Source organism: Rhizobium alarense (genome assembly GCF_021555155.1).
In the GTDB taxonomy this organism is placed as follows: Bacteria; Pseudomonadota; Alphaproteobacteria; order Rhizobiales; family Rhizobiaceae; genus Rhizobium_D; species Rhizobium_D alarense.
In genome coordinates this window covers 1-23,825 of the sequence record NZ_JAKGBU010000021.1, presented here as the reverse complement: position 1 = coordinate 23,825, position 23,825 = coordinate 1, and the positions used below count along the sequence as shown (strand labels likewise).

The following is a 23,825-nucleotide window of genomic DNA, read 5'->3' as shown; positions in this document are numbered from 1 at the left end:
TCCCAGGAAACGGGAAAGGCCTTATCGGGAAGCGACATGACAAGCTCCTGCGCGCCGGCTGACTTTGCTGCTGGAGGCTTCTGTCTAGACCGATCGGGGCGGCAGGGAAATGGCCGCCCGCGCCGGGCGGGCGGTGATCCACAGCGAAGCGTTCCGGACGGTCGTCAGCGCGCCATCAGCGCCGGCACGCGGAGCTGCCGCATCATCGCGCTGGTCACGCCGCCGAACAGCCGCTGGCGCAGCCAGGAATGGCTGAAGGCACCCATGACGATCAGGTTGGCGTCGATCTCGCTCGCCCGCCGGTTGATCACCTCCGCCACCGGCCGGCCGGCCGATGCCAGCGTCGTCACGTCGACGGCGACGCCGTGCCGGGCGAGGGCGGCGGCGATTTCGGTGCCGTTGAAGCCCGCCGTCTGCATGAGGCTGTCTTCCGCGTCGACGGTCAGGATTTCCACCTTGCCGGCTTCCTGAAGCAGCGGCAGCGCGTCAAAGGCGGCGCGGGCGGCCTCCCGCGAGCCGTTCCAGGCAAGCAACGCCCGGCGCGGCGCCTCGGGGCCGGCCGTCGCGTTGGAGAGCATGTAGATCGGCCGGCCGCTCTCGTAGATCAGATCCTCGATATCGGCCCGGTGCGGACCGTCGTAGTCCGGCGCGAGCTGCGCGGAGACGACAAGGTCGGCGGTGCGCGCACTGTCGGTCACGGCAGCGCCCGCATAGCCGGCGCTTCCCGTGAACAGGCGCCATTCATGCGAGAGGCCGTCGCGCGCCGCGCGATCGCGGAACACCGCCTCGATCGCCGTCGATTCGGCACGCGCCTGGTTCTGCATTTCCAGGATCGCGTTCGGATCGGGAAACTCCATCGGTGCGGCGATCGTCACGACGATGGGGGTCTCGGCATGGATGCCGATCAGATGCGCCCCGTAGCGGCCGGCGAGTGCAATGGCATGGGCCGTCACCTTTTCTGCGTCGGCGGCGGTCGAGAGCACGGCTACGATGGTCTTCAACGGCATGGCAACCTCCTGTCGCATCCGGTCTCCGGATTCCGCCGCGTCCGCGACGGATGGGCTTCGGAGCCTGACCGATCATGCCGCGGCCGGGAGACCCGCTGCCTTGATCCCGGTCAACCCGCAGCCTTTGTGCCGGCAATGTCGGCGATCATCGCCATTATATCCCTTTCCGCCGCCTCCGCGGGAGTTGATTCGCGGCTGCGGATCACGATTTCGGTCGAGAAGCGGTTGCCGTCGAAGCGGGGATAGGAGCCGATGCTCGTTTCGGGATGCGCCTTCTGGATCGCCGTCAGCGCCGTGCCGATGTCGCCCTCGCCGAACGGCGAGACGACCGAGCGCGACAGCATCGGCCGGCCGGCAGGCAGGTCCGGCATCAGCGCCTCGAGCATGGCGACGAAGACCTGCGGCACGCCGGCCATCACATGCACGTTGCCGATGACGAAGCCCGGCGCGGTCGAGACCCTGTTGGGGATATGGCGGGCGCCTTCCGGCATGCGCGCCATGCGCTGGCGCGCCTCGTTGAACTCCATGCCGCGCCGCGCGTACATCTCCGCCATCAGCGTCATGGCGAGCGGATCGTGGCTGCAGGGCACGCCGAACGCCTTGGCGACGGCGTCCGCTGTGATGTCGTCGTGGGTGGGGCCGATGCCGCCCGAGGTAAAGACGAGGCCGTAGCGCGACCGCAGCGCGTTGAGTGCCTCGACGATGTGCTCCTCCTCGTCGCCGACGATGCGGACCTCCTTGAGATCGATGCCCGCGAGGAACAGCATGTCGGCAAGGTGGCCGATGTTGCGGTCCTTGGTGCGGCCGGAGAGCAGCTCGTCGCCGATGGCGAGCATGGCAGCGGTCACGACGGGCGCGTCGGTCATGGCATTTCTCCGGAGGTGCGGGATCGTTCACCGCGAAACTGTCATTGTCAACGGTGAGCGAACAGTCTGTTGCGGCAGAGCCCGCTGATCCCGTCATGGTGAAGTGCTACATCTCACGGCGGTCCGCGATCAAGCGGAAACGGCGGTTTCAGCCACAGGAGAAGCAAGATGGCAAAGGTTCTGGTGCTCTACTATTCGGCTTACGGACATATCGAGACGATGGCGAATGCCGTCGCCGAGGGCGCGAAGTCGGCGGGCGCAGAGGTGACCGTGAAACGCGTTGCCGAGCTCGTTCCGGAAGACGTCGCCAAGGCCTCGCATTTCAAGCTCGACCAGGCCGCGCCGATCGCGACCGTCGACGAACTTCCCGACTATGACGCGATCATCGTCGGCGCCGGCACGCGCTTCGGTACGGTCGCCTCGCAGATGCGCAACTTCTGGGACCAGACGGGCGGCCTGTGGTTCCAGGGCAAGCTCGTCGGCAAGGTCGGCTCGGTCTTCACCTCGTCCGCCACCCAGCACGGCGGCCAGGAATCGACGATCCTCGGCTTCATCCCGACGCTCATGCACCAGGGCATGGTCGTCGTCGGCCTTCCCTATGCCTTCCAGGGCCAGATGGGCGTCGACGAGATCAAGGGCGGCTCGCCCTACGGTGCCTCCACGATCACCGACGGCGACGGTTCCCGCCAGCCTTCCGCCATCGAGCTCGACGCGGCGAAGTACCAGGGCGCGCATGTCGCGAAGATCGCGGCGAAGCTCGCCGCCTGATCCGCCGTCCGCAGCCAGCGGAACGGGGCGCCGGCGTCAGGCCGGCGCCCTTTGCGTTTCACCGCACAAATGATCTCCGCCCCTTGATCCGGACCCGCCCCTCGGCTACCCACGACGACAGGCGGACGTGGCGAAACTGGTAGACGCAAGGGACTTAAAATCCCTCGGAGCGATCCGTACGGGTTCGACCCCCGTCGTCCGCACCATGCCTTCCGCGATTTTCGGCGTCGCGCCGGCGTCCGGCGTGTCGTCAAGGCGGATTGCCGGCAGGCAACCCCTACGGCACGATCGTGAACGGCTGCTCGGTCTGGGCGACGGCGCCGCTCGCATTGTCGCGGAAGCGGTAGCGCAGGACGTAGTCGCCGGGCGGCGGGCCCTCGATGTTGAGCGTGAGCTTGGCGAAGACCTCCTGGTTGCGCACGTAGCCCTTGAAGGTGAAGGAGCCGAAGGCCTTCTGTTCGGCGAGCACGTCGCCCTTTGCGGCGAGCAGCTCGAGGTCCACGGTGAATTCCGACTGGACCTTGCCGTCCTCGGACGGGCGCCAGGTCAGGCCGACGGGCTCGACATAGCTGATCAGCGCCTCGCCGGCCTTGAAGCTCGTCGTCGGCCGCGCGTCGTACATGCCGTAGCCTTCGGGCGGCGCGGTGACGAAGGCGACCTTGCCGATGGTGAAGGGAAGGGTGGCCGCAAAGGCGCCGTAGGCGTCGCGGATGGCATTGTGGGCGCCGACCGGATCGCCCGATGTCGCGAGCTGTTCGGCCCGCGCCGCGGCGTCCGCAAGCGGGCCGGCAAGAGACGGACCGGCCAAGGCCAGCGACAGCAGAGCTGCAAGGCACCCCGGAAAACGATAGGACTTCAAGCGGATGGCCCTCCCGAGCTAGTGACTTGAGGATGCGGGCAGGGACGGGCCGCGTCAAGCGGTCTCGGCAGCGTGGCCGGGACCGTCAGCTCCGCCAGAAGATCGGCATGAGGATGACGAGCACGGTCAGCACCTCGAGACGGCCGAGCAGCATGAGAAGAGTGAGCAAATAGAGCGCCGGATCGGAGATGGTGGCGAAGTTGCCGGCCGGGCCGACGATCGGGCCGAGGCCCGGGCCGACATTCGACAGGGCGGTGATCGCCGACGAGATGGCGGTCACCATGTCGTAGCCCATCGCGCCGAGCGCCAGGCTGCCGAGCACCCACAACATCAGATAGGTGCAGAAGAACAGGAAGACGGTGCGCTGCGTGTCCGGGTCGACGGTGGCGCGGCCGTAGCGCACGGTGTGGATGCCGTTCGGATAGATGAGCTTGTAGAGGCCGGAGCGGATCGAATTGAAGATGATGATGAAGCGGTAGGCCTTGATGCCGCCGGCCGTCGAGCCGGAGCAGCCGCCCATGAACGTGGCGAAGAAGGCGAGCGAGACCACGAACGGCCCCCACAGCGTGTAGTCCTGGCTGGCGAAGCCGGTCGTCGAAAGGATGGAGGCGATGTTGAAGAAGGAATGGGTGATCGCCTGATGAAACTCGACGTCGTTCGTCAGGCGCTGGTAGACGGCCGCCGCGATGGAAAAGACGGTGAGATAGCCGAGGAAGACGAAGATCTGCGGGTCGCGCAGCGCGTCCAGCCGGCCGCGCACCATGAAGACGATGAGGATCGAGAAGGGCAGGCTGCAGAGCGTCATGAAGACGGTGCCGGCCCACAGCAGCGGCAGGCTGTTGAAATGGCCGAAGGAGGCGTCGTGGGTCGAGAACCCGCCGGTCGCCACTGTGGCCATCGCGTGGTTCACCGCGTCGAAATGGCTCATGCCCAGGAAATCGTAGGTCATGGTGCAGGCGGCGGTGATGAGCACGTAGACGAGGATGAAGGCGCGCGTGAAGCTCGCGATGCGGGCGAACGGCTTGTCGTTGGTGTCGGAGGATTCCATCTTGAAGAACGAGACGCCGCCGACGCGCAGATAGGGCATGACGAAGAGCCCGAGCGCCACGATGCCGATGCCGCCCAGCCAGTGCAGCAGCGAGCGCCACATCAGGATGCCGGGCTGGGTGTGGTCGAGGCCGGCAATCACGGTCGAGCCGGTGGTGGTGATCGCCGAGACGGATTCGAACAGCGCCTTGGCGAAATCCATGTCGAGCGACGACATCATGAAGGGCACCGCCCCGGCAAGCGAGAAGACCAGCCACAGCAGATTGACGAGCAGGAAACCCATCTTCTTGTTGAAGGGCGGCGGGCCGGCACGCGTCGCGGCGGCCAGAACCGTGGAGAAACCGCCGACGAGGCAGGCGGACAGCACGAAGATGCGCCAGCCCGGATGGTCGTAATAGACGTCGACGAAGGCCGGCACGAGCATGGCGAAGGAGAGGTAGACCCCGCAGATCGCCGAAATGTGGATGGCGGACCGATAGATCGTGGCGTTCAAGCTCTGGCCGTCCTGTCTGTCATATCGCGTGAGCCACGGTGCATGGCGGGTGGTGCCTGCCGTCGCGATATGCCATAGCGGTTGGCGCACGCAAACTCAAGAACGGTACCAGGTCCATGAAGCAGCATGTGGATGCCGCCGCAGAAGCGATGCGCGGCCTCTTTCCGCCGACGCCCCTGCAGTTGAACGAGCATCTGAGCGCGCGCTACGGGGCGCGCATCTATCTGAAGCGGGAGGATCTTTCGCCCGTTCGCTCCTACAAGATCCGCGGTGCCTTCAACTTCTTCCGCAAGGTGCTCGCCGGCGGCGAGGCAGGCCGCAGCTTCGTCTGCGCCTCGGCCGGCAACCACGCCCAGGGCTTTGCCTTCGTCTGCCGCCATTTCGGCGTGCCGGGCGTCGTCTTCATGCCGGTCACCACGCCGCAGCAGAAGATCGACAAGACGCGCATCTTCGGCGGCGATTTCGTGACGATCCGCCTTGTCGGCGATTTCTTCGACCAGTGCTACGCGGCGGCGCAGGCCCATGCCGCGGCGACCGGCGCCATCATGGTGCCGCCCTTCGACCATGCCGACATCATCGAGGGGCAGGCGACGGTCGCTGCCGAGATTCTCTGGCAGCTCGACGACGCGGGCCTACCGGACCTCGTCGTGCTGCCGGTCGGCGGCGGCGGGCTCTCGGCGGGGGTCACCGGCTATTTCGGCAACCGGCTTGCGCCGGACGCCTTCCTGTTCTGCGAACCGGAGGGCGCGCCGAGCCTGCGACGCAGCCTCGAGGCAGGCGCGGTCGTGACGCTCGACCAGGTCGACAATTTCGTCGACGGCGCGGCGGTCGGGCGCATCGGCGACCTCAATTTCGCGGCGCTCCGCCGGTTCCGCCCGGACCAGGTGATGCTGCTTGCGGAAAACGCCATCTGCGTGACGATCGCCGAGATGCTGAATGTCGAGGGCGTCGTGCTCGAGCCGGCCGGCGCGCTCTCGCTGACCGCGCTGGAGGCGCTCGGCCGGCCGGCGCTGGAGGGCAGGACGGTCGTCGCCGTCGTCTCCGGCGGCAATTTCGACTTCGAGCGCCTGCCGGACGTCAAGGAGCGGGCCATGCGGCATGCCGGGTTGAAGAAGTACTTCATCCTGCGCCTCGCGCAGCGCCCGGGCGCGCTGCGCGATTTCCTGAACCTGCTCGGTCCCGACGACGACATCGCCCGCTTCGAATATCTGAAGAAATCCGCCCGCAACTTCGGTTCGATCCTGATCGGCATCGAGACGAAGGCGCCGGAGAATTTCGCGGCGCTCAAGGTGGCCTTCGACGGCGCCGGTCTGCGCTACCAGGACATCACCGAGAACGACATCCTGGCGAGCCTGATCATCTGACGCGGTTGTGTCCGGCCGGATGCCGGCCTTTGCGGTCCGGCGCGGCTGTGCTACGAAGGCGCCATGGCATCGTTCTTTTCCAGATTCTTCGGCGGCAAGCCCGCTGCCCCCGCCGCTCCGGCAACGCCCATATCCGCCGAGACGGAGGTCTACAACGACCTCTTCATCGTCGCGACGCCGATGAAGGAAGGCGGCCAGTTCCGTCTTGCAGGCCGGATCGAACGGCGCGACGGCGACCGGACCTTCGTGCGCAGCTTCATCCGCGCCGACCTTTTCGCGAGCCGGGACGATACCGTGGCCGCCACCTTCCGCAAGGGACGGCAGATCGTCGACCAGCATGGCGCTTCGCTGTTTGCGGACGGCACCCAGTCGCGCACGGTCTAAGATATCGGGAATCTGCCGAAGCTTTGGGCGGTCCTGCTTAAAGTTTGGGCTGTTTTGTCGATTCTCTCTTTTGTCTGAGGGAGTTAGCCCTAAAAACAGACGCTCGCTCGAAACCTAAACTTAAGGTGTCGCCGTTAACGTCGTCTTCATCGTGAAGATGGGTTGATGACGTGGTACTGCATCTCGGTCGCGCTACCGGACGGTTTCTCCGCCCCGCACTGGCGGGGTTTGTCGTTGCGGCAGGGGCGCTTTCCGCGCCGGCCGCCGCTGCCGAACTGACGCTTGCGGACGTCAAGCTCAATCTGGACCTCGTCTGGATGATGGTCGCCGCCGGCCTCGTCATGCTGATGCAGGTGGGCTTCCTGCTGCTCGAAGCCGGCATGGTGCGGTCGAAGAACTCGATCAACGTCGCGCAGAAGAACATGCTCGACTTCGTGTTCGGTGTCGTGGCCTTCGCGGCGGTCGGCTTCATGGTCGCCTTCGGCACGGCGAGCGTCCTGCCGATCGGCCTGTCGGGCAACTTCTTCATGCTGCGCGATCTTTCCACCTGGGAGCAGGGCTTTTTCGTCTTCCAGGTGATGTTCTGCGGCACGGCGGCGACGATCGTCTCCGGCGCGGTCGCCGAGCGCATGCGGCTGTCGGCCTATGTCTGGGGCTCGATCTTCCTGTCGGCGATCATCTATCCGGTCTTCGTGCACTGGGCCTGGGGCTCGGCGCTCGGCGCGAGCGCCGGATCCTTCCTCGGCAATCTCGGCTTCGTCGATTTCGCGGGCTCCACCGTCGTGCACGGAACCGGCGCCTGGGTGTCGCTTGCCGCCTGCATGGTGATCGGGCCGCGCATCGGCCGCTTCGACGCCAATGGCCGACCCGTGCGCATGTCGGGCCACAGCCCGGTCCTTGCGACGACCGGCGCGCTGCTGCTGTTTATCGGCTGGATCGGCTTCAACGGCGGTTCCACGACGCAGGCGCGGCCGGATGTCGCCACCATCATCATGAACACCGTGCTTGCCGGCGGCGTCGGGGCCACGGTCGGCTACGCGCTCGGCTGGTACCAGGACCGGGTCTACCTGCCGGAAAAGGCGAATTGCGGCATGCTCGGCGGGCTGGTCGCCGTCACCGCCGGCTGCCAGGTCCTCGAACCGCTCGGCGCGATGGTCATCGGCGCGCTCGGCAGCATCGCGGCGATCGAGGTCAATCGCCTGCTCGAGGAGCGACTGAAGATCGACGACGCGGTCGGTGCGATCGGCGTGCACGGCGGCGCCGGCGTCGTCGGCACCATCGGGCTTGCGCTGCTCGCGCCTTTGGAGAACCTGCCGCTCGGCAGCCGGCTGGAGCAGCTTCATATCCAGGCGCTGGGATCGGCGCTGAACTTCTACTGGGCCTTCTGCGCCGGCTATGCCTTCTTCTGGCTGCTCGACCGCTGCGCGCCGGTCCGCGTGACGGCGGCGGCGGAGGAGATCGGGCTCAACGAGGCCGAACACGCCACGCGCATGGGCGTCGGCCATGTCGAGGATGCGCTCGGTCTCCTCGTGCGCGGCAATGCCGACCTCAACATGCGCCTGCCGATCGACATGGGCGACGAGGCGGAGAAGCTGACGCGCCTCTTCAACGCGCTGATGGACAATATCCAGGCGGAGGAGGCGGCGCGGGAGGAACAGGCGGAACTGCTGCGCGACGCGGCCGAATCGGAGCGCGTCTCGGCGATCGCCAACGCCACGTTCGAAGCGATCCTCATGCACCGCGGCGGCGTCATCATCGACGGCAACGCCCAGCTCGCGGCGCTGTACGGCGCGCCGCTCGAGACGCTGCTCGGCCGGCACATCCTCGAATTCGTGCCCGCGGAATATCAGGGGCTCGTGCTCGAGGGCCAGCAGGAGTCCGAAAGCCTCACGCGTGAACTGGAACTCTTCGACGTCCGCCGGACCCGCATTCCGGTCGAGGCCCGCGGCCGCAAGATCATGCTGCGTGGCGAGGAGGTGCATATCAGCTGCATCGTCGACCTGCGCGACCGCAAGAAGGCCGAGCAGAAGATCCTGCACCTGGCGCAGCACGACGGCCTGACCGGTCTCGCCAACCGGTCGCTGTTCGGCGAGCGGCTGGAGGCGGCCGTCGAGCGGGCCGCGGCCGTCGGCGCGGGGCTCGCGGTCCTTCTCGTCGATCTCGACCGTTTCAAGGACATCAACGACATTCACGGCCATCCGGCCGGCGACGCCGTCATCCGTGAAACGGCCGTGCGGCTTGCCGGTTTCGCGCGTCCCGGCGATACCGTCGCCAGGCTCGGCGGCGACGAGTTCGCGATCGTCGTGCAAGGCATAGCGTTCGAGGCGCAGGTGGAGGACATTGCCATCCGCATCGTCGCGGACATGGCGCGGCCGATCGACATCGGCGACGGCGAGCTCGTCAATTGCGGCGCCAGCGTCGGCTGCGCGCTCTACCCGGCCCATGCGGAAACCGCCGACGCGCTGGTCGCCCGCGCCGACATCGCGCTCTATCATTCGAAGAATGCCGGCCGCCACACGCACAGCATCTTCCGCCCCGGCATGAACGAGATCCTCGAGAAGCGGCGCGAGCTTGAGGCGGATCTCCAGGAGGCGATCGCGCGCGCGGAGTTCGAACTCTACCTGCAGCCGCGCGTCGAGGTATCGACGGCCGAGATCTCCGGCTACGAGGCGCTGGTGCGCTGGAACCACCCGGAGCGTGGCCTCATCGGCCCGGCCGACTTCATCCCGGTCGCGGAGGCATCCGGCAAGATCATTCCGATCGGCGAGTGGGTTTTGCGCGAGGCCTGCCGGCTGGCGGCGGGGCTGCCGCAGCACACGCAGCTCAGCGTCAACGTGAGCCCCATCCAGTTCCGCCAGACGACGTTCCTCCAGGTCGTGCGCACCGTGCTGCAATCCACCGGCATCGACCCGCGCCGGCTGGAGCTCGAGATCACCGAAGGCATGCTGATCGACGACGACCGGCGGGCGCTTGCGATCCTGAAGGAGCTGAAGAAGCTCGGCGTGTCGATCGCGCTCGACGATTTCGGTACAGGCTATTCGTCGCTGAGCTACCTGAGCCGCTTCCCGTTCGACACGATCAAGATCGACCGGAGCTTCGTGACCGGTCTCGGCTCGAACGAGAATGCGCCGGCCATCATCCGCAGCATCATCGATCTCGGCACGGGTCTCGGCATGACCGTGGTCGCCGAGGGCATCGAGACGGTCGAGGCCGCGATAAGCCTGGTCGAAGCCGGTTGTGACGAGTTGCAGGGCTACCTGCTGGGCAAGCCCATGCCGGTTAGTGCGGTTGCTTCCGCCATCGATCCGGAACTCGCCGGGCTTCTGGTGCAGGCCAAGGCAGATTCGGTTTCGGCGCCGCGGCGGCTGGCCGACATGTCCCGCCGGCTTCGCCCCGCGGCAGCGGATCCCGATCCGCTGCGCCAATCGGCCTGAAACGACGGCCGCCCGCGCTCAGAGCAGCAGGCGGAACCGCGCGAATCCTTCCGCGCCGTCGCCGGCCGGCTCGATGCGGACGCCCGGCACGGAGGCGGCATAGTCGCGTCCCTTCGGACCGCTGTCGAAGAGGGCAGTGGTTCCCGGGAGCGCCGCGAAGGACCAGTTGGCGTCGGCCGAGGGGTTTATGGTGCCTTCGGAAACGATGTAGCGCACGATGACGTCCCGGTTGGTATCCGGCGCGACAAAGATCACCCTGGTGGAATCGATGTTCGGAAAGCTGCCGCCGCCGCCGGCCCGGTAGTTGTTCGTGGCAACGACGAATTTCGCTTCCGGATCAATCGCTTTCCCGCCGAAGTGAAGGTCCTGAATCCGGTGGGCTTCCGGTTGCACGAGCTTGCCGTCCTTGTCGTAGCGGGCAGGCTGCGAAAGGTCGATGCGATAGGTGACGCCGTCGATCACGTCGAAATTGTAGGCCGGGAAGTCCGGGTTGATCAGGTCCGTATCCTTCGAGCCCGGCTCGATGCGGTTGAAGATGCCGGCGGACATTTCGAGCCATTCTGCGACCTCGGCGCCGGTGATCGCGACCGCCTGTACGGTGTTCGGATAGAGATAGAGGTCGGCGACGTTCTTGATCGCGATGTCGCCGGCCGGCACGTCGGTATAGTAGCCGGCACCGCCCCGGCCGCCGGATTTGAAGGGGGCGGCCGCGGACAGAACCGGCAGATCCTTCCACTCGGTGTCCTTCAGCATGTCCTTGATGTACCAGGTCTGCGCCTGGCTCACGATCTGCACCGACGGGTCGTCTGCGACGAGCGCGAAATAGGAATGCAGCGGCGCCGTCGTCCGGCCGACCGGCGTGCGAATATAGGCGAGCGTCGCTTCGTGCTCGGCCTTGGCGGCCGCGATGACCTCGGCCTTGTCGCCATAGTCGGCCACCACCTTCTTGCTGTCGTCGCGGTGGAAGATCGAGCGGGCCTCGGAGGTCGAGCCGACGACGCGCCACGTGTTGCCGTCCCGTTCGAGCAGCAGGTCGATGAGACCGAGATGGGACCCCCAGAAACCGCCCATCACGCCCGGCTTGCCGGAGATCAGACCCTTTGCGTTGTCGATGCCGGCGAAGCCGTCGAATTTCGGGCCCGGAAAATCCAGATGGCTGTGGCCGGTGACGATCGCGTCGATGCCGTCGATCGCGGCAAGCGGTACGGAGGCGTTTTCGAGGTTTTCCGCATAGGCCTGCTGGCCGATGCCGGAATGGGAAAGCGCCACGACGATGTCGGCGCCGTCCTCGCGCATCTGCGGCACGAAGGCTTCCGCCGCCTTCACCATGTCGCGGGCCATCGCCTTGCCCTGAAGGTGCTTGGCGTCCCAGGACATGATCTGCGGCGGCACCAGGCCGATCAGGCCGATGCGGATCGGGTGCGCGGCGCCGCTGCCGTCCTGCACCATCCTATCGATGAGGATGTAGGGCTTGAGGAACAGGTCGTCCCGGCGCGCATCCGCCGCGAGCGCGCCCTTCGTCAGATTGGCGCAGACGACCGGGAAGCTGGCGCCGGCGAGAACCTTGAAGAGGAAGTCGAGCCCGTAGTTGAACTCGTGATTGCCGAGCGTGCCGCAGTCGTAGCCGAGCACGTTCATGGCGGCGATGACGGGATGCATGTCGCCGTCCTTCATGCCGCGCTCATAGGCGATGTAGTCGCCCATCGGGTTGCCCTGCAGGAAGTCGCCATTGTCGACGAGGATGGAATTGGCCGCTTCCGCGCGGACCGCGTCGATGATCGAGGCGGTGCGGGCGAGGCCCATCGTGTCGTTCGGCTTGTCACCGTAATAGTCGTAGGGAAAGACGTGCACGTGGAGGTCCGTCGTTTCCAGGATGCGCAGATGCGCCTGGTTGGTGGCGGCGCGAAGGGCGAAAGGGTGCATCATGACGATGCCAGAGGCGGCGGCGCCGCCGAGAAGGGCGCGTCGGGTCATGGGAGAGAGCCGGTCGTGGTCGGTCATGGATCGTCCTCGTTCGCTATGGCCCGGCGCACTTGTGCCGGACGTCGTCGCCCGCCTGCCGTGGCGCAATGCGGGACAAGGCCATAATGCGGCTATCTCTCAACGGGCAAAAGAGGTGATTATTGGCAGGTGCCCGAATCGGCGGGACGACATGAGCGGCTCCGTTAACCTCTCTGGCACAGTGTCTAGCGCGTAGGGCGTCCGCAATGGCCATCGGAATGCAGAACCTCATCCTCCTCCTCGTCGAAGCGATCTTCTACTTCGCCTTCATGGTCGGCCTGCTGCATCTGAGACACCGGATCGGCATCGGCGTCTTCATCGCGGCGCTCGGCGTCATGCATTTCCTCGAGACCTATCTCGCCGCCGTGTTCTATGTGGAACTGCCGTTCGGCGTCATTTCACCGGGTTCCTCGGTGCTGTTTTCGGGCAAGCTGGTGATGATCCTGCTCCTGTATGTCAAGGAGGACGCGGCCATCGTGCGCGCGCCGATCTACGGCCTGCTCGCCGGCAACTTCCTGACGGTCGGACTCAGCCTCATCCTGCGCAGCCACGAAACGATCGGCGTCGTGCCCGGCCGCATAGCCGACCTTGCCTTCATCGACGAGATGGGCTGGCTGATGCTGTGGGGCACGACGCTGCTCTATCTCGACGCGCTCGCGATCATCCTGCTCTACGAGCGCCTGGGCAGGGTGTTCCGCACAAGCGTATTGCCGCGCTTTCTCGTGGCGAGCGCCGCCGTGCTCACCTTCGACCAGATCGGCTTCTACGCGGCGCTTCACCATCTGAACGGCGCGCCGATTGCGGTCTTCTGGGGCGGCTGGCTGGCCAAGATGCTGGCGGCGCTGATCTATTCCCTGCTGACTGCGTTCTATCTGCGTTTCGCGCGGATTTCCGCGATCCCGGTGTCGTCGCGGCCGCTCGGCGATGTCTTCAACGACCTAACCTTCCGCGAGCGCTACGAGGACCTGCTCGATCGCTCCGGGCGCGATGCGCTGACCGGCGTCTACGATCGCAGCCGTCTCGAATTCGAAGGCCCCAAGCTGTTGCAGGGCTCGGCGGTCGCCGGGACGGCTGCAAGCCTGATGATCATCGATGCCGACCATTTCAAGGCCGTCAACGACCTGTTCGGCCACCTTGTCGGTGACGAGGTGCTGAAGAGGACTGCCGGCATTCTGAGGGACAGCCTGCGGGCGGGCGACCGGGTCTACCGCTTCGGCGGCGAGGAATTCGTCATCCTGAGCGACGGGCTTTCGCACGAGGCGGCGCTGCAGCGCGCCGAACAGATCCGCATCTCCGTCGAAAACGCCATCACCCGGCCCGACGCCACCTGCGTGACCGTCAGCATCGGCGTTGCCACCAGCACCGTCGACGGCAATACCCTGAACGCGCTGCTGTCTGCCGCCGACGAGCGGCTCTACCGGGCAAAAAAGGACGGCCGGAACCGGGTGGTGGGGGCGGAGTAACCTCACGAGCTGCGCCGCCCGGATGTCCCGGATACGCCCTGCAAGGGAAAATTTGGGAACGGATAGGCCCCTGCGCGGGCGGTCGATCGAGGTCCGCCTGTCGATGACGCAGGTTTCGTGCTATAGATAGTACCGATGAGGAAGACGGAAGCGATTGCGAGATTGAGGCAGCATGCCGATGCCGTGAAGGGCATGGGTGCGACGGCGCTTTACCTGTTCGGCTCGACGGCCCGCGACGAAGCGGACGAAACGAGCGACCTTGATGTCTTTGTCGACTACGATCCCGCTGGCCGGTTTTCTCTGCTCGATCTTGTCGGAATCAAGCAGTTCCTGGAGGAGGCGCTTGCAACGGACGTGGACGTGACGACCAGGAGCAGCCTTAATCCACTGCTTCGGGGCGACATCGAGCGTACGGCACTTCGTGTTTTCTGATGACGCAACGCCGCATCGTCCCTGTCCTGACCGAGATTCTGGAGACCGTCAAAGGCATTGAGGGGCCACGGCTGGAAAGACGTTCGGGGAGTTCGAGCGCGATTGGCTGCTTCGCCTTGCAATTCAGGGGGCTCTTGAGACCGTTTCGGAGGCCTGTCGCCATATTCCCGACGACCTGCTGCTTCTGGCTCCTGACATCCCGTGGAAGAAGATCAGGGGGATCGGCAACGTCCTGAGGCACGAGTATCACCGGATTGCCGACGACGTGATCTGGCGGTTGTCGTCGACAATATCGGGCCTCTCAGGTCGGCGATCGAAATGATCCGCGCTTCGGTCGGTGACGATGATCGGGGTCGGTAGGCCACCGTCGGCATCCCTGGGCAGCCGAGCGCGACGTCTCGGCGACTGTTCCAGGTTGCCGGGCGGCCTCACACCCCGACATTCGGCCGGTCGATGATCTCGCGGAGCGCGAAGCTTGAATTGATCTTCACCACATGGGGCAGGGCGGAGAGCCAGTCGCGGTGGATGCGCTCGTAGTCCTCGAGGTCCTTCGCCGCGACGCGCAGGATATAGTCGTATTCGCCGGACATCAGGTAGCAGACCAGCACGTTGGGGCACAGTTTCACCGCCGCCTCGAACTCGGTGAGCGTCTTGGCGAACTGGCCCGACAGCGAGATGTGTACGATCACCATCATCTTGTAGTCGAGCGCCTTGTGCGACAGCCGGGCATGGTAGCCGCTGATCACCCCGGATTTCTCGAGGATGTCGAGCCGGCGCGAGCAGGCGGACGGCGACAGGCCGACGCGCTCGGCAAGTTCGGCATTCGAGATGCGGCCGTGCTGCTGCAGGACGCGAAGCATTGCAGCATCGATTGTGTCAAGCTCGGCCATTGGTGTTTTCTTCGATCATTTATAATTTTGCGCAATTTTCTCCGAAAATCATGCGTCGCCGGTCGTGGCTTTGCAAGGACATTCGTCGGCTTTTTTGCTGCAATAGGCGATCCCGTCCTGCACGGCAGGCGGCAACAACGAACATGAGAGGAACGCGAGATGCGTGTCGGCTGCCCGAAGGAAATCAAGAACCATGAATATCGTGTCGGCCTGACGCCCGGTGCGGTACGCGAATACGTGGCGCACGGACACGACGTGATCGTCGAGACGAAGGCCGGTGCCGGCATCGGCGCCGACGACGACGCCTATCGCGCCGCCGGAGCCCGGATCGTCGGCACGGCGAAGGAAATCTTCGAGAAGGCCGACATGGTCGTCAAGGTCAAGGAGCCGCAACCCTCCGAGTGGACCGAACTCCGCGACGGCCAGATCCTCTATACCTACCTGCATCTTGCCCCCGATCCCGAGCAGACCCGGGGCCTCCTGGCCTCCGGCGTGACGGCGGTCGCCTACGAGACGGTGACCGACGAGCGCGGCGGCCTGCCGCTGCTGGCGCCGATGTCGGAGGTGGCGGGGCGGCTTTCGATCCAGGCGGGCGCCACGGCGCTCCAGAAGGCGAATGGCGGTCGCGGCATCCTGCTCGGCGGCGTGCCGGGCGTGCTGCCGGCCAAGGTCGCGATCCTCGGCGGCGGCGTCGTCGGCCTGCATGCCGCAAAGATGGCCGCCGGCCTCGGCGCCGACGTCTCGATCCTCGACCGCTCCATTCCGCGGCTGCGCCAGCTCGACGACCTCTTCGGCGGCCGTATCCACACCCGCTATTCGACCATCGACGCACTGGAGGACGAGGTCTTCTCCGCCGATCTCGTCATCGGTGCCGTGTTGATCCCGGGCGCCGCCGCACCGAAACTCGTCACCCGCGAAATGCTGTCGGGCATGAAGAGGGGCGCCGTCATCGTCGACGTGGCGATCGACCAGGGCGGCTGCTTCGAGACGTCGCACGCGACGACCCATTCCGAGCCGACCTACGAGGTCGACGGCGTCGTGCACTATTGCGTCGCCAACATGCCGGGCGCGGTTCCCGTCACCTCGGCCCACGCGCTGAACAATGCGACGCTGCACTACGGTCTTCAGCTCGCCGACAAGGGCCTGAAGGTGATCGCCGAGGACCGGCACCTGCGTGCCGGGCTCAACGTGCACCGGGGCCGCGTCACCAACGCGCCGGTCGCCGAGGCGCTCGGCTACGAGATGCATGCGCCGGAAAAGGCGCTCGCCGTCGCCTGACAGCGGCACGATCGACAGTGCGACTGGCCCGGAGCGATCCGGGCCGTTTTTGTTTCATGCACGCTCGACGCGGCACTGGTAGCAGTTGTTGCGGGCCGAGCGGATGTGGAGATAGGCGACGTCCGGCCGCGCCAGCAGCGCCGCCGCGCGTTCGGGGATCTCGCCGGTCGGAACGACCGCGCCCGTGCCGTAGACGATGCGGTCGTCCGCCGAATAGCCGCGGACGATATAGTCCCGGCTGGTCAGCATCGGCGGCAGTTCGGCGGAGGCGGGATGGGCGTCGCAGGCTTCGGCATGGAGGAAGATCGGCCCGGTTTCCGCATAGGGCTGCAGTGCCGGGAAAGGCCGGTGGGCGAGGGTGAGATAGGGTTCGCCGGCTGCGACTTCGCGCAGGCAATGGCGGCACGGCACGCCGTCGCCGTCGGAGATGCGGCGCTCGGGCGCCAGGCCGTAGGCGTCGCTGCCGCCGGCCTGATAGTGGTGCGCGACGTCTGTGGGCATGGGCAGGAAGCGGATCGGCATCGCAGGGTCTCCTTGGTGTCGGGAGGAGACTGTGCCTTAGCGCGACTGGCCGCGACACCCGATTCTTGCGCCTTCCGGCGATGCGGCGGACGGTTCCGGTGGCACGGTCAGCGGACGAATTCGTCGATGCGGCGCAGCGTCACCCGCCGGTTGCGCCATTCCTCGTGCTGCGTCGGCACGAGCAGGTCCTGCTCGCCATAGCCGACGGTTTCCAGCGCATAGGCCTGAAGGCCGAATTCCTGCACCAGCAGCCATTTCAGCGAGTCCGCGCGGCGTTCCGACAGGATGAGGTTCGAATGGCTGGAGCCGACCGCGTCGGTATGGCCCTCGATCAGGACGCGCGCATTTCGGTTGCGGCCAAGGATTTTCTGCATGGCGCGGGCGATCTGGCGGACCTTGCGGTATTCCTCGCGCGGAATGACCGCGGAGCCGAAGGCGAAGTTGATGGCCTGGATGTCGATCGACGGCGCGGCCCGCCGCAGGTCCGGCCGGCGCTTCAGTTCGCGCACGGTGACGCGTTCCTCGGGGCGCACGCGGCGTGCGGGTGCGGCTTCGAGCCGGCGGCGGATCAGCTCTTCGGACGGGCCGTCGTCGGCAAGCGCGAAATGCGGCGCAACGACGGCGGCGGCGAGCGCGGCAAGGAAGCTTCGGCGGTTCATGTCATCCCTCTCGACCGTGCGGGTCATCGATGGGGGAACCGTGCCACGCGCCGTTTGAAGCGATGCTGAAGGCGCCGTTGTCCGGCGTTCAGGTTCCTTAACGATCCGGCACCGCGATCCTTTCGAATCGCGGTGCCGGATCGTGTCGGGTGCTGGGGAAGGAGGGGCCTCTCAGCCCGCCATGCGCATCGGTCGGGCCTGGCTGGCGACCTGCACGCCGGATGTGCGGAAGCCGCCCATCAGGTTGAGCAGATCGCCGGTATCGTTGGCGAGAACTTCAGCCGAGGCCGTCGTCTCCTCCGCCATGGCGGCATTCTGCTGCGTCGCGGCGTCGCGCTGCGGTTGGCGATGTCGTGTCTGCGAAACGCTTGCCAGCCGGCCGCGCCCGCCGGTCCGCTGCCCCTGCCGCGGTCAGCCGCGCCGGGCGAGGTCGAGAAGTTCCGCGTCGGAGAGCGGCAGGATTTCGCCCTCGGCGGTGCCGACCGGCGAGAAGCCGAACATCTGGTAGAGCTGCAGGGCGCGCGGGTGGTCGAGGTTGTTGGTGGTGACCTTGACGACCTTCGGATCGGAGGTCCAGGCGGCGTAGAGCGTCTGCAGCATGAACCATTTGCCGATGCCGAGGCCCAGCGCATGCTCGAACAGGCCGAAATGCGCGAGTTCGACGGTCTCCTCGTCCTCCTGGAAGAGTTCGAAGAAACCCGCCGGCGCTCCGTCGACATAGAGCACGGTCACCGTCGTGCGCTTGTCGTGCAGGATCGCCGCGAGCGCCTCGTCGTCAAGCCGCAGCCGTTCCGCCCAGTGCCAGCGCGCGCCGACCTGCCGGTAGAGGAAACGGTAGAAGGGAAGGGGGATTGCCGGCACGCGCATGATGGCCGTGTGGATGTTGACCGGCACGGGCAGGCTCTGCTTCGGCGGCGCATGCGTCTCGAGCGCGGTGATGTGAACCTTGAGCGGTGCCGGTTTCCTGGAGGCGGCCATCGCTTCAGCCCCGTCCCGTGACGACGGGCGTGTCGTCGCGGCTTCCCCATTCGGACCAGGAGCCGTCATAGAGCGTGTTGTCCTCGTGGCCGAGCGACTGCAGGGCGAGCGTGATGATCGCCGCCGTCACGCCGGAGCCGCAACTCGTGACGACGGGCTTCGAGAGATCGATGCCGGCGCCTTCCAGCGTCTGCCTGAGGCCCGCGAGATCCTTCAGCCTGCCGCCCTCCGAGAAAATGCCGGACGGCAGGTTGCGGGCGCCGGGCATGTGGCCGGAGCGCATGCCGTCGCGCGGCTCCGGTTCCTCGCCGGAAAAGCGCCCCGCGCTGCGGGCATCGGCGATCTGCCGTTCGCCGCTCGCCACGATGCCGCGCATCTCGGCGAAGGACGTGATGGCATGGGGATTGAACGTCGTCCGGAAGACCGCCGGCGCCGGTTCCGGCAGGTCGGTCTCGAGCGGCCGGCCCTCGCGCTTCCAGCCGTCGATGCCGCCGTCCATCACGAAGACGCGCTTCGCGCCCATCGTGCGGAAGAGCCACCAGACGCGGGGCGCGGTGAAGATGCCCGGCCCGTCATAGACGACGATCGTGTCGGTCTCGGCAATGCCGAGCTTGCCGGCCTCGGCGGAGAAAAGGTCAGGGGAGGGTACCGTGTGCGGCAGGCCGCTGGAATGGTCGGCGACGGCGTCCTGGTCGAAAAAGACGGCGCCCGGCACGTGGCCGGCGGCATATTCGGCGGCGCCGTTGCGGTTTTGCGCCGGCAGGTACCAGGAAGCGTCGACGACGCGGAACTCCGGCGCGCCGAGCTGCTTTTCGACCCAGTCTGCGGATACGACGAACCTGCTCTTGCCGGCGGTCATGGCGGTCTTCTCCCTTGCTGTATGTCGATCAGGCGGCAGGCGTTCCGAAGCGGATGCGGAAACGCCGGTTCTCCTTGCCCTTCTTCTCGATCTTGGAAATGTGGATGGCGCCCACTTCCTGCGTCTCGGAAACATGCGTGCCGCCGCACGGCTGGCTGTCGATCGCGGCATTCTCGCCGATGCAGACGAGGCTGACGCGGCCGAGCCCCACCGGCGGGCGCACGTTCTTCGATTTCACGATGCCCGGATTGGCGGCGAGGTCCGCATCGGTGATCCACTGGACATAGATCGGGTGGTTTTCGGCGACGAGCGTCATCAGCGCGGCGGTCACCGCGTCGCGGTTGATCGTCTCCGTCATGTCGAAATCGACGCGGCTCTCCTCCTCGCCGACCGCCGCGCCGGTGATCGGATAGGGGCAGACGACGGAAAGCAGATGGCAGGCCGTGTGCATGCGCATCAGTCTGTAGCGGCGCGGCCAGTCGATATGGACGACGAGCGTCTCCCCGACGGCGGGAAGGGGGGCTCCCTCCTCCGGCCGGTGGACGATGATCTCCTTCGTGGCGCCGGTCACCGCCATGGCGAGCGGGATGCGGCTGCCGTCGGCGCGTTCGAAGAATCCCGTGTCGCCGGGCTGTCCGCCCGAGGTCGCATAGAAACAGGTCTGGTCGAGCTCGACGCCGCCGTCGGCATGCACGGCAGTCACCACCGCTTCGCAGGTCGAGAGATAGAAATCGTCACGGAACAGCGGCTTGGTGGCGTCAGGCATGGATCATTCGACGGGTTGGTAGGGCACCTTGATCGTCGACTTGTCTTTGAGCCATGCCGGAACGGGCAGGCCCTTCGACTCAAGGAAGCCCGGATTGAAGAGCTTGGACTGGTAGCGGTTACCATAGTCGCAGAGGATCGTCACGATGGTATGGCCGGGCCCGAGGTCCTTCGCGAGCCGGATCGCACCGGCGATGTTGATGCCGGTCGAGCCCCCGACGCAGATCCCTTCGTTCTCGATCAGGTCGAAGACGAGCGGGATCGCCTCGCTGTCGGGGATCTGGTAGGCGAAGTCGGGCCGGAAGCCTTCGAGGTTCGCCGTGATGCGACCCTGCCCGATGCCTTCGGTGATCGAGCCGCCAGCCGACGTCAGTTCGCCATGGGCGTAGAAATTGTAGAGCGCTGCCCCGTCCGGGTCGGCGAGGCCGATCTTGACGTCCGGGTTTTTCGCGCGCAGCCCCTGCGCGACGCCGGCGAGCGTGCCGCCCGAGCCGACGGCGCAGACGAAGCCGTCCACCTTGCCGTCGGTGTCGCGCCAGATTTCCGGCGCGGTCGTTTCGACATGGGCGTCGCGGTTGGCGACATTGTCGAACTGGTTTGCCCAGACCGCTCCGTTCGGCTCGGTCTTCGCCAGTTCCTCCGCCAGGCGGCCGGAGAGTTTTACGTAGTTGTTCGGGTTCCTGTAGGGGACGGCCGGGACCTCGACGAGCTCGGCGCCGAGCAGTTTCAGCGCGTCCTTCTTCTCCTGGCTCTGCGTCTCGGGGATGACGATGACGGTGCGGTAGCCGAGCGCCTGCGCGACGAGGGCGAGGCCGATGCCGGTGTTGCCGGCCGTGCCTTCGACGATGACGCCGCCCGGCCGCAGCGCGCCGCTCTTTTCGGCCGCCCGGATGATGGAGAGCGCCGCCCGGTCCTTTACGGACTGTCCCGGATTGAGGAACTCGGCCTTGCCGAGGATCGTGCAGCCGGTCGCCTCCGAGGCGCCCTTGAGCCGGATCAGCGGCGTGTTGCCGATTGCATCCAGAACGGATGGGAGAAATGCCATGGTGCCGAGCCTCGTGCGTTGCATCAAGAGTAGGGAGCGTCTTTTCAGCCCGCAAGGCTGGCTTGGCAAGAAAATCTGTTCCGCCGGCGCGGTTCGCCACGACAATTTTTCGCCATCTGCGTCCATCGCTGCCGGGGCCGCCTCGACGACTGCGGGTTGCCGTCACGCGGGGGGCTGATTGAGGCCATATTGCGCGGCTAGGGTTTCTTCAAAGGAACGTTGTCCGCGCGGATGCATTTGTCATTTCGGGATGCAGGCGCCGGAGCGGCCGATACGACAATGAAGGGACGGCGACATGACGCATTTCACTGCGCAACCCGAACACGGCATCGCCTGGGTCACGGGCGCGAGCTCCGGCATCGGCCGGGCGCTCGCCGAACGGCTGGCCGGCAAGGGCTTTACCGTTGCGGTGACGGCCCGCGACCTCGACAGGCTCCTCGCCCTCCAGGCGGAGGTTTCCGCCAAGGGATCGGCGGGCCGCATCATCGTCCTCGACGGTGACGTCACCGATCCGCGCGACATGGAGCGCGTGATCGCCGTGCTGGAATACGAACACGGACGCATCGCGCTCGCCGTGCTCAATGCCGGCGTCTACCTGCCCGTCGACGGCGCCTCGCTGCACCGCGAGGACTTCGAGAAGACCTTCGCCGTCAACCTTCACGGCGTCGTCAACTGCCTGCTGCCGGCCATCGAGCACATGAAGGCCGGTGGCCAGGGCCAGATCGCCATCGTCTCCTCCGTCACGGGTTATGGCGGCCTGCCGACGGGGGCCGCCTATGGTGCGACGAAGGCGGCGCTGATCAACCTCGCGGAAAGCCTCAAATTCGACCTCGACCCGCTCGGCATCCGCATCCAGGTCGTCAATCCCGGTTTCGTCGCGACGCCGGCGACGGCGCACAACGATTTCGAGATGCCGGCGCTGATCGCGCCGGAGGAGGCGGCCCGGCGCATCGAGGCGGGGCTCGCAAGCAGCCGCTTCGAGATCACATTCCCGCGGCGCTTCACCTATCTGCTGAAGCTGCTTCGCGTGATGCCCTACGCGCTCTATTTCGCGGTCGTTGCCTATATGACGGGCTGGAACCGGCGTCCGCCGAAGGCCGCGAAGCCGGTCTCGCCGTCGCCGGAAGTGGCGGCCTAGCGCGCTTCTCCGGCGCCGGCGCCGCTCACTCGTAGACGACCTGGCGCACGTCGATGTTCTTCGCGCGGAACCCCGCCTCGCAGTAGAAGAAGTAGAATTCCCAGAGCTTCTTGAAGCGCTCGTCGAAGCCGAGCGGCAGGATGCGGTCCCAGGCCGCCCAGAAGCGCAGCCGCCATTCGGCCAGCGTGCGGGCATAGTCGTGGCCGAAGCCGACATCCGAGGCGAGCGTCAGCCCGACCTGGCGGCCGAGCGCGGCAAGGTGCTCGCGCGTCGGCAACATGCCGCCCGGGAAGACGTATTTCTGGATGAAGTCCGGATTGTTGCGGTACTCGCGATAGGATTCCTGCAGGATCGTGATGATCTGCAGCCCGGCGCGGCCGCCCGGCCGCAGGCATTCGCGCACCTTGGCGAAGTAGGTCGGCCAGTATTTTTCGCCCACCGCCTCGAACATCTCGATGGAGACCACCTTGTCGTAGAGGCCGGTCTCGTCGCGGTAGTCCTGGAACTTGAACGTGACGCGGTCGCCGAGGCCCGCCTTCCGGATGCGTTCGGAGGCAAAGGCGAGTTGCTCCCTGCTGATGGTGAGGCCGGTCACCCGGCAGCCCATCTCGGCGGCGGCGAATTCCGCGAAACCGCCCCAGCCGCAGCCGATCTCCAGGACATGGTCGCCCGGCCCGATGCCCGTCACCTCCGCGAGCGCCCGGTATTTCGCCATCTGCGCCGAGCGCAGATCGTTGGCACCGCGCGCATAGAGGGCGGAGGAATAGGTCATGCTGGGGTCGAGCCACTGCGCATAGAAGTCGTTGCCGAGGTCGTAGTGGGCGGAGATGTTGCGCTTCGAACCGTGACGGGTGTTGGCGTTCATCCAGTGGCGTACTTTCCCCAGAACCAGCAGGATGCCCCTGGCACCGTTGGAGAACCTGCTGCCGACCTCGGCATTGACCAGGAAAAGCTCCAGGAACGCGCCCGCATCCGGGCTTTCCCAGTCGCCGTCCATGTAACACTCGGCAACGCCGATCGTGCCGCCCGAAAGCGCGCGGTTCGGCAGGTTCCAGTTGTGCAGCACGACCTCCGCGTCCGGTCCGGGGCGCCTGCCGGCCACCAGCAGCCGGCGTCCGTCGGGCAATGTCAGCTTCAGCGAGCCGACGTCAAGGTGCAGGAGACCACGCAGGATCATCTGCATCTTGAGCGGCACACCCTTCGCCAGGCGGCCGATTGTCTCGGGCGAAAGCGGCTCGAAACCCTGCGGCGCCGCTGCGGCAATGTCGGTCATGGTCGTTCCCCGGCAGCTATCGGTTGCGGCAAGGCTAGCGTCATTCTGTCGCGACGCCAAGCCGACTGTGTGCCGGCATATACGGAGGATGGCGGGCTGCGGTTCGCCGGATGTCGTGCGGGACGGCGGATTGCAAAGGCGTGGCGGTGCCCGGGGCGGATCGGCTGATGGCAATGTGCCTGGAAGGGGCAATGAAAAAGGGCCGCGCAATGAGCGCAGCCCTTTGTGCCCTTCCCGAGAGATGGGTGACAGTTCATTCCGGATAGATGGGTTACACTTTCGGCCCTTTGCGAGGAGAGC

Annotated in this window: 23 protein-coding genes and 1 tRNA gene; 10 read left to right on the top strand and 14 right to left on the bottom strand. The window is 66.3% G+C overall.

The features are described 5' to 3' along the window. Positions 1–164: 164 nt before the first annotated feature. Both LXM94_RS08845 and LXM94_RS08840 read right to left on the bottom strand, forming a co-directional pair. On the bottom strand, positions 165–1,007 hold the full coding sequence (locus LXM94_RS08845) for a universal stress protein (protein ID WP_235770823.1): 843 nt from the start codon (positions 1,005–1,007) through the stop codon (positions 165–167). A 110-nt stretch (positions 1,008–1,117) separates the two neighbouring features. Beyond that, positions 1,118–1,873, bottom strand: coding sequence for a competence/damage-inducible protein A (locus LXM94_RS08840; protein WP_235770822.1), 756 nt, complete (start codon positions 1,871–1,873; stop codon positions 1,118–1,120). A gap of 168 nt (positions 1,874–2,041) precedes the next feature. Here LXM94_RS08840 and wrbA point away from each other — a divergent pair, with 168 nt between their 5' ends. Both wrbA and LXM94_RS08830 read left to right on the top strand, forming a co-directional pair. Continuing rightward, positions 2,042–2,641, top strand: coding sequence for an NAD(P)H:quinone oxidoreductase type IV (gene wrbA, locus LXM94_RS08835; RefSeq protein WP_235770821.1), 600 nt, complete (start codon positions 2,042–2,044; stop codon positions 2,639–2,641). 121 nt (positions 2,642–2,762) lie between these two features. Further along, positions 2,763–2,847: transfer RNA gene (locus tag LXM94_RS08830), tRNA-Leu, on the top strand. 71 nt (positions 2,848–2,918) lie between these two features. Here LXM94_RS08830 and LXM94_RS08825 read toward each other — a convergent pair. Both LXM94_RS08825 and LXM94_RS08820 read right to left on the bottom strand, forming a co-directional pair. After that, a complete protein-coding gene (locus LXM94_RS08825; protein WP_408015611.1) occupies positions 2,919–3,464 on the bottom strand; it encodes a hypothetical protein in 546 nt (181 codons plus the stop codon). 121 nt (positions 3,465–3,585) lie between these two features. After that, positions 3,586–4,971: a TrkH family potassium uptake protein gene (locus LXM94_RS08820; RefSeq protein WP_408015610.1), complete on the bottom strand. Its 1,386-nt coding sequence runs from the start codon at positions 4,969–4,971 to the stop codon at positions 3,586–3,588. Between the two features lie 185 nt (positions 4,972–5,156). On the opposite strand from LXM94_RS08820, the gene ilvA reads away from it, so the two are divergent. The 3 genes from ilvA (at position 5,157) to amt (ending at position 10,222) form a co-directional block, all read left to right on the top strand. Further along, the gene (gene ilvA / locus LXM94_RS08815) at positions 5,157–6,404 is read left to right on the top strand and encodes a threonine ammonia-lyase (RefSeq protein ID WP_235770818.1); all 1,248 of its coding nucleotides are present in this window, start codon (positions 5,157–5,159) and stop codon (positions 6,402–6,404) included. Positions 6,405–6,467: 63 nt separating this feature from the next. Beyond that, complete coding sequence (locus LXM94_RS08810; RefSeq protein ID WP_235770817.1) at positions 6,468–6,788, top strand: HlyU family transcriptional regulator; 321 nt, start codon at positions 6,468–6,470, stop codon at positions 6,786–6,788. Between the two features lie 170 nt (positions 6,789–6,958). Next, positions 6,959–10,222, top strand: a complete 3,264-nt coding sequence (amt, locus tag LXM94_RS08805) for an ammonium transporter (protein WP_235770816.1) — start codon at positions 6,959–6,961, stop codon at positions 10,220–10,222. An 18-nt stretch (positions 10,223–10,240) separates the two neighbouring features. Here the strand turns inward: amt and LXM94_RS08800 are convergent, their stop codons facing one another. After that, positions 10,241–12,223, bottom strand: a complete 1,983-nt coding sequence (locus LXM94_RS08800) for a bifunctional 2',3'-cyclic-nucleotide 2'-phosphodiesterase/3'-nucleotidase (protein WP_235770815.1) — start codon at positions 12,221–12,223, stop codon at positions 10,241–10,243. A 206-nt stretch (positions 12,224–12,429) separates the two neighbouring features. Between LXM94_RS08800 and LXM94_RS08795 the strand changes: the two genes are divergently transcribed. From LXM94_RS08795 to LXM94_RS08785, 3 genes are all read left to right on the top strand, one after another. Next, positions 12,430–13,686, top strand: a complete 1,257-nt coding sequence (locus LXM94_RS08795) for a GGDEF domain-containing protein (protein ID WP_235770814.1) — start codon at positions 12,430–12,432, stop codon at positions 13,684–13,686. Positions 13,687–13,821: 135 nt separating this feature from the next. After that, positions 13,822–14,118: a nucleotidyltransferase family protein gene (locus LXM94_RS08790; protein ID WP_235770813.1), complete on the top strand. Its 297-nt coding sequence runs from the start codon at positions 13,822–13,824 to the stop codon at positions 14,116–14,118. Positions 14,119–14,224: 106 nt separating this feature from the next. Next, positions 14,225–14,440, top strand: a complete 216-nt coding sequence (locus tag LXM94_RS08785) for a HepT-like ribonuclease domain-containing protein (RefSeq protein WP_268965060.1) — start codon at positions 14,225–14,227, stop codon at positions 14,438–14,440. 106 nt (positions 14,441–14,546) lie between these two features. Here LXM94_RS08785 and LXM94_RS08780 read toward each other — a convergent pair whose 3' ends face one another. Beyond that, the gene (locus LXM94_RS08780; protein WP_235770812.1) at positions 14,547–15,008 is read right to left on the bottom strand and encodes an Lrp/AsnC family transcriptional regulator; all 462 of its coding nucleotides are present in this window, start codon (positions 15,006–15,008) and stop codon (positions 14,547–14,549) included. A 159-nt stretch (positions 15,009–15,167) separates the two neighbouring features. Between LXM94_RS08780 and ald the strand changes: the two genes are divergently transcribed. Beyond that, entirely contained in the window at positions 15,168–16,286 is a 1,119-nt protein-coding gene (gene ald / locus LXM94_RS08775) for an alanine dehydrogenase (RefSeq protein WP_235770811.1), read from the top strand. Positions 16,287–16,340: 54 nt separating this feature from the next. Here ald and LXM94_RS08770 read toward each other — a convergent pair whose 3' ends face one another. From LXM94_RS08770 to LXM94_RS08740, 7 genes are all read right to left on the bottom strand, one after another. Further along, a complete protein-coding gene (locus LXM94_RS08770) occupies positions 16,341–16,808 on the bottom strand; it encodes a DUF1203 domain-containing protein (protein ID WP_235770810.1) in 468 nt (155 codons plus the stop codon). 107 nt (positions 16,809–16,915) lie between these two features. Next, complete coding sequence (locus tag LXM94_RS08765; protein ID WP_235770809.1) at positions 16,916–17,467, bottom strand: OmpA family protein; 552 nt, start codon at positions 17,465–17,467, stop codon at positions 16,916–16,918. A gap of 171 nt (positions 17,468–17,638) precedes the next feature. Further along, complete coding sequence (locus tag LXM94_RS08760; protein ID WP_408015609.1) at positions 17,639–17,773, bottom strand: hypothetical protein; 135 nt, start codon at positions 17,771–17,773, stop codon at positions 17,639–17,641. Positions 17,774–17,878: 105 nt separating this feature from the next. After that, the gene (locus LXM94_RS08755) at positions 17,879–18,445 is read right to left on the bottom strand and encodes a GNAT family N-acetyltransferase (protein WP_235770808.1); all 567 of its coding nucleotides are present in this window, start codon (positions 18,443–18,445) and stop codon (positions 17,879–17,881) included. A gap of 4 nt (positions 18,446–18,449) precedes the next feature. Then, the gene (gene sseA, locus LXM94_RS08750) at positions 18,450–19,304 is read right to left on the bottom strand and encodes a 3-mercaptopyruvate sulfurtransferase (protein ID WP_235770807.1); all 855 of its coding nucleotides are present in this window, start codon (positions 19,302–19,304) and stop codon (positions 18,450–18,452) included. Between the two features lie 28 nt (positions 19,305–19,332). After that, positions 19,333–20,070, bottom strand: coding sequence for an alanyl-tRNA editing protein (locus LXM94_RS08745; protein WP_235770806.1), 738 nt, complete (start codon positions 20,068–20,070; stop codon positions 19,333–19,335). 3 nt (positions 20,071–20,073) lie between these two features. After that, the gene (locus LXM94_RS08740) at positions 20,074–21,114 is read right to left on the bottom strand and encodes a cysteine synthase A (protein WP_235770805.1); all 1,041 of its coding nucleotides are present in this window, start codon (positions 21,112–21,114) and stop codon (positions 20,074–20,076) included. A gap of 295 nt (positions 21,115–21,409) precedes the next feature. Here LXM94_RS08740 and LXM94_RS08735 point away from each other — a divergent pair, with 295 nt between their 5' ends. Continuing rightward, complete coding sequence (locus LXM94_RS08735; protein WP_235770804.1) at positions 21,410–22,252, top strand: SDR family NAD(P)-dependent oxidoreductase; 843 nt, start codon at positions 21,410–21,412, stop codon at positions 22,250–22,252. A 25-nt stretch (positions 22,253–22,277) separates the two neighbouring features. On the opposite strand, the gene LXM94_RS08730 is transcribed toward LXM94_RS08735, so the two are convergent. After that, positions 22,278–23,525: an SAM-dependent methyltransferase gene (locus LXM94_RS08730; RefSeq protein ID WP_235770803.1), complete on the bottom strand. Its 1,248-nt coding sequence runs from the start codon at positions 23,523–23,525 to the stop codon at positions 22,278–22,280. Between the last annotated feature and the right edge of the window lie 300 nt (positions 23,526–23,825).

Excerpts from the sequence above, each read along its gene's own strand:
- ilvA (WP_235770818.1), top strand. The coding sequence starts at position 5,157 with ATGAAGCAGCATGTGGATGCCGCCGCAGAAGCGATGCGCGGCCTCTTT.
- LXM94_RS08845 (WP_235770823.1), bottom strand. The coding sequence starts at position 1,007 with ATGCCGTTGAAGACCATCGTAGCCGTGCTCTCGACCGCCGCCGACGCA.
- LXM94_RS08765 (WP_235770809.1), bottom strand. The coding sequence starts at position 17,467 with ATGAACCGCCGAAGCTTCCTTGCCGCGCTCGCCGCCGCCGTCGTTGCG.
- LXM94_RS08795 (WP_235770814.1), top strand. The coding sequence starts at position 12,430 with ATGGCCATCGGAATGCAGAACCTCATCCTCCTCCTCGTCGAAGCGATC.
- ald (WP_235770811.1), top strand. The coding sequence starts at position 15,168 with ATGCGTGTCGGCTGCCCGAAGGAAATCAAGAACCATGAATATCGTGTC.
- LXM94_RS08780 (WP_235770812.1), bottom strand. The coding sequence starts at position 15,008 with ATGGCCGAGCTTGACACAATCGATGCTGCAATGCTTCGCGTCCTGCAG.
- LXM94_RS08745 (WP_235770806.1), bottom strand. The coding sequence starts at position 20,070 with ATGCCTGACGCCACCAAGCCGCTGTTCCGTGACGATTTCTATCTCTCG.
- LXM94_RS08755 (WP_235770808.1), bottom strand. The coding sequence starts at position 18,445 with ATGGCCGCCTCCAGGAAACCGGCACCGCTCAAGGTTCACATCACCGCG.
- wrbA (WP_235770821.1), top strand. The coding sequence starts at position 2,042 with ATGGCAAAGGTTCTGGTGCTCTACTATTCGGCTTACGGACATATCGAG.
- LXM94_RS08820 (WP_408015610.1), bottom strand. The coding sequence starts at position 4,971 with ATGCTCGTGCCGGCCTTCGTCGACGTCTATTACGACCATCCGGGCTGG.
- LXM94_RS08740 (WP_235770805.1), bottom strand. The coding sequence starts at position 21,114 with ATGGCATTTCTCCCATCCGTTCTGGATGCAATCGGCAACACGCCGCTG.
- LXM94_RS08790 (WP_235770813.1), top strand. The coding sequence starts at position 13,822 with ATGAGGAAGACGGAAGCGATTGCGAGATTGAGGCAGCATGCCGATGCC.
- sseA (WP_235770807.1), bottom strand. The coding sequence starts at position 19,304 with ATGACCGCCGGCAAGAGCAGGTTCGTCGTATCCGCAGACTGGGTCGAA.
- LXM94_RS08730 (WP_235770803.1), bottom strand. The coding sequence starts at position 23,525 with ATGACCGACATTGCCGCAGCGGCGCCGCAGGGTTTCGAGCCGCTTTCG.
- LXM94_RS08770 (WP_235770810.1), bottom strand. The coding sequence starts at position 16,808 with ATGCCGATCCGCTTCCTGCCCATGCCCACAGACGTCGCGCACCACTAT.
- LXM94_RS08840 (WP_235770822.1), bottom strand. The coding sequence starts at position 1,873 with ATGACCGACGCGCCCGTCGTGACCGCTGCCATGCTCGCCATCGGCGAC.
- LXM94_RS08810 (WP_235770817.1), top strand. The coding sequence starts at position 6,468 with ATGGCATCGTTCTTTTCCAGATTCTTCGGCGGCAAGCCCGCTGCCCCC.
- LXM94_RS08800 (WP_235770815.1), bottom strand. The coding sequence starts at position 12,223 with ATGACCGACCACGACCGGCTCTCTCCCATGACCCGACGCGCCCTTCTC.
- LXM94_RS08735 (WP_235770804.1), top strand. The coding sequence starts at position 21,410 with ATGACGCATTTCACTGCGCAACCCGAACACGGCATCGCCTGGGTCACG.
- LXM94_RS08760 (WP_408015609.1), bottom strand. The coding sequence starts at position 17,773 with ATGGCGGAGGAGACGACGGCCTCGGCTGAAGTTCTCGCCAACGATACC.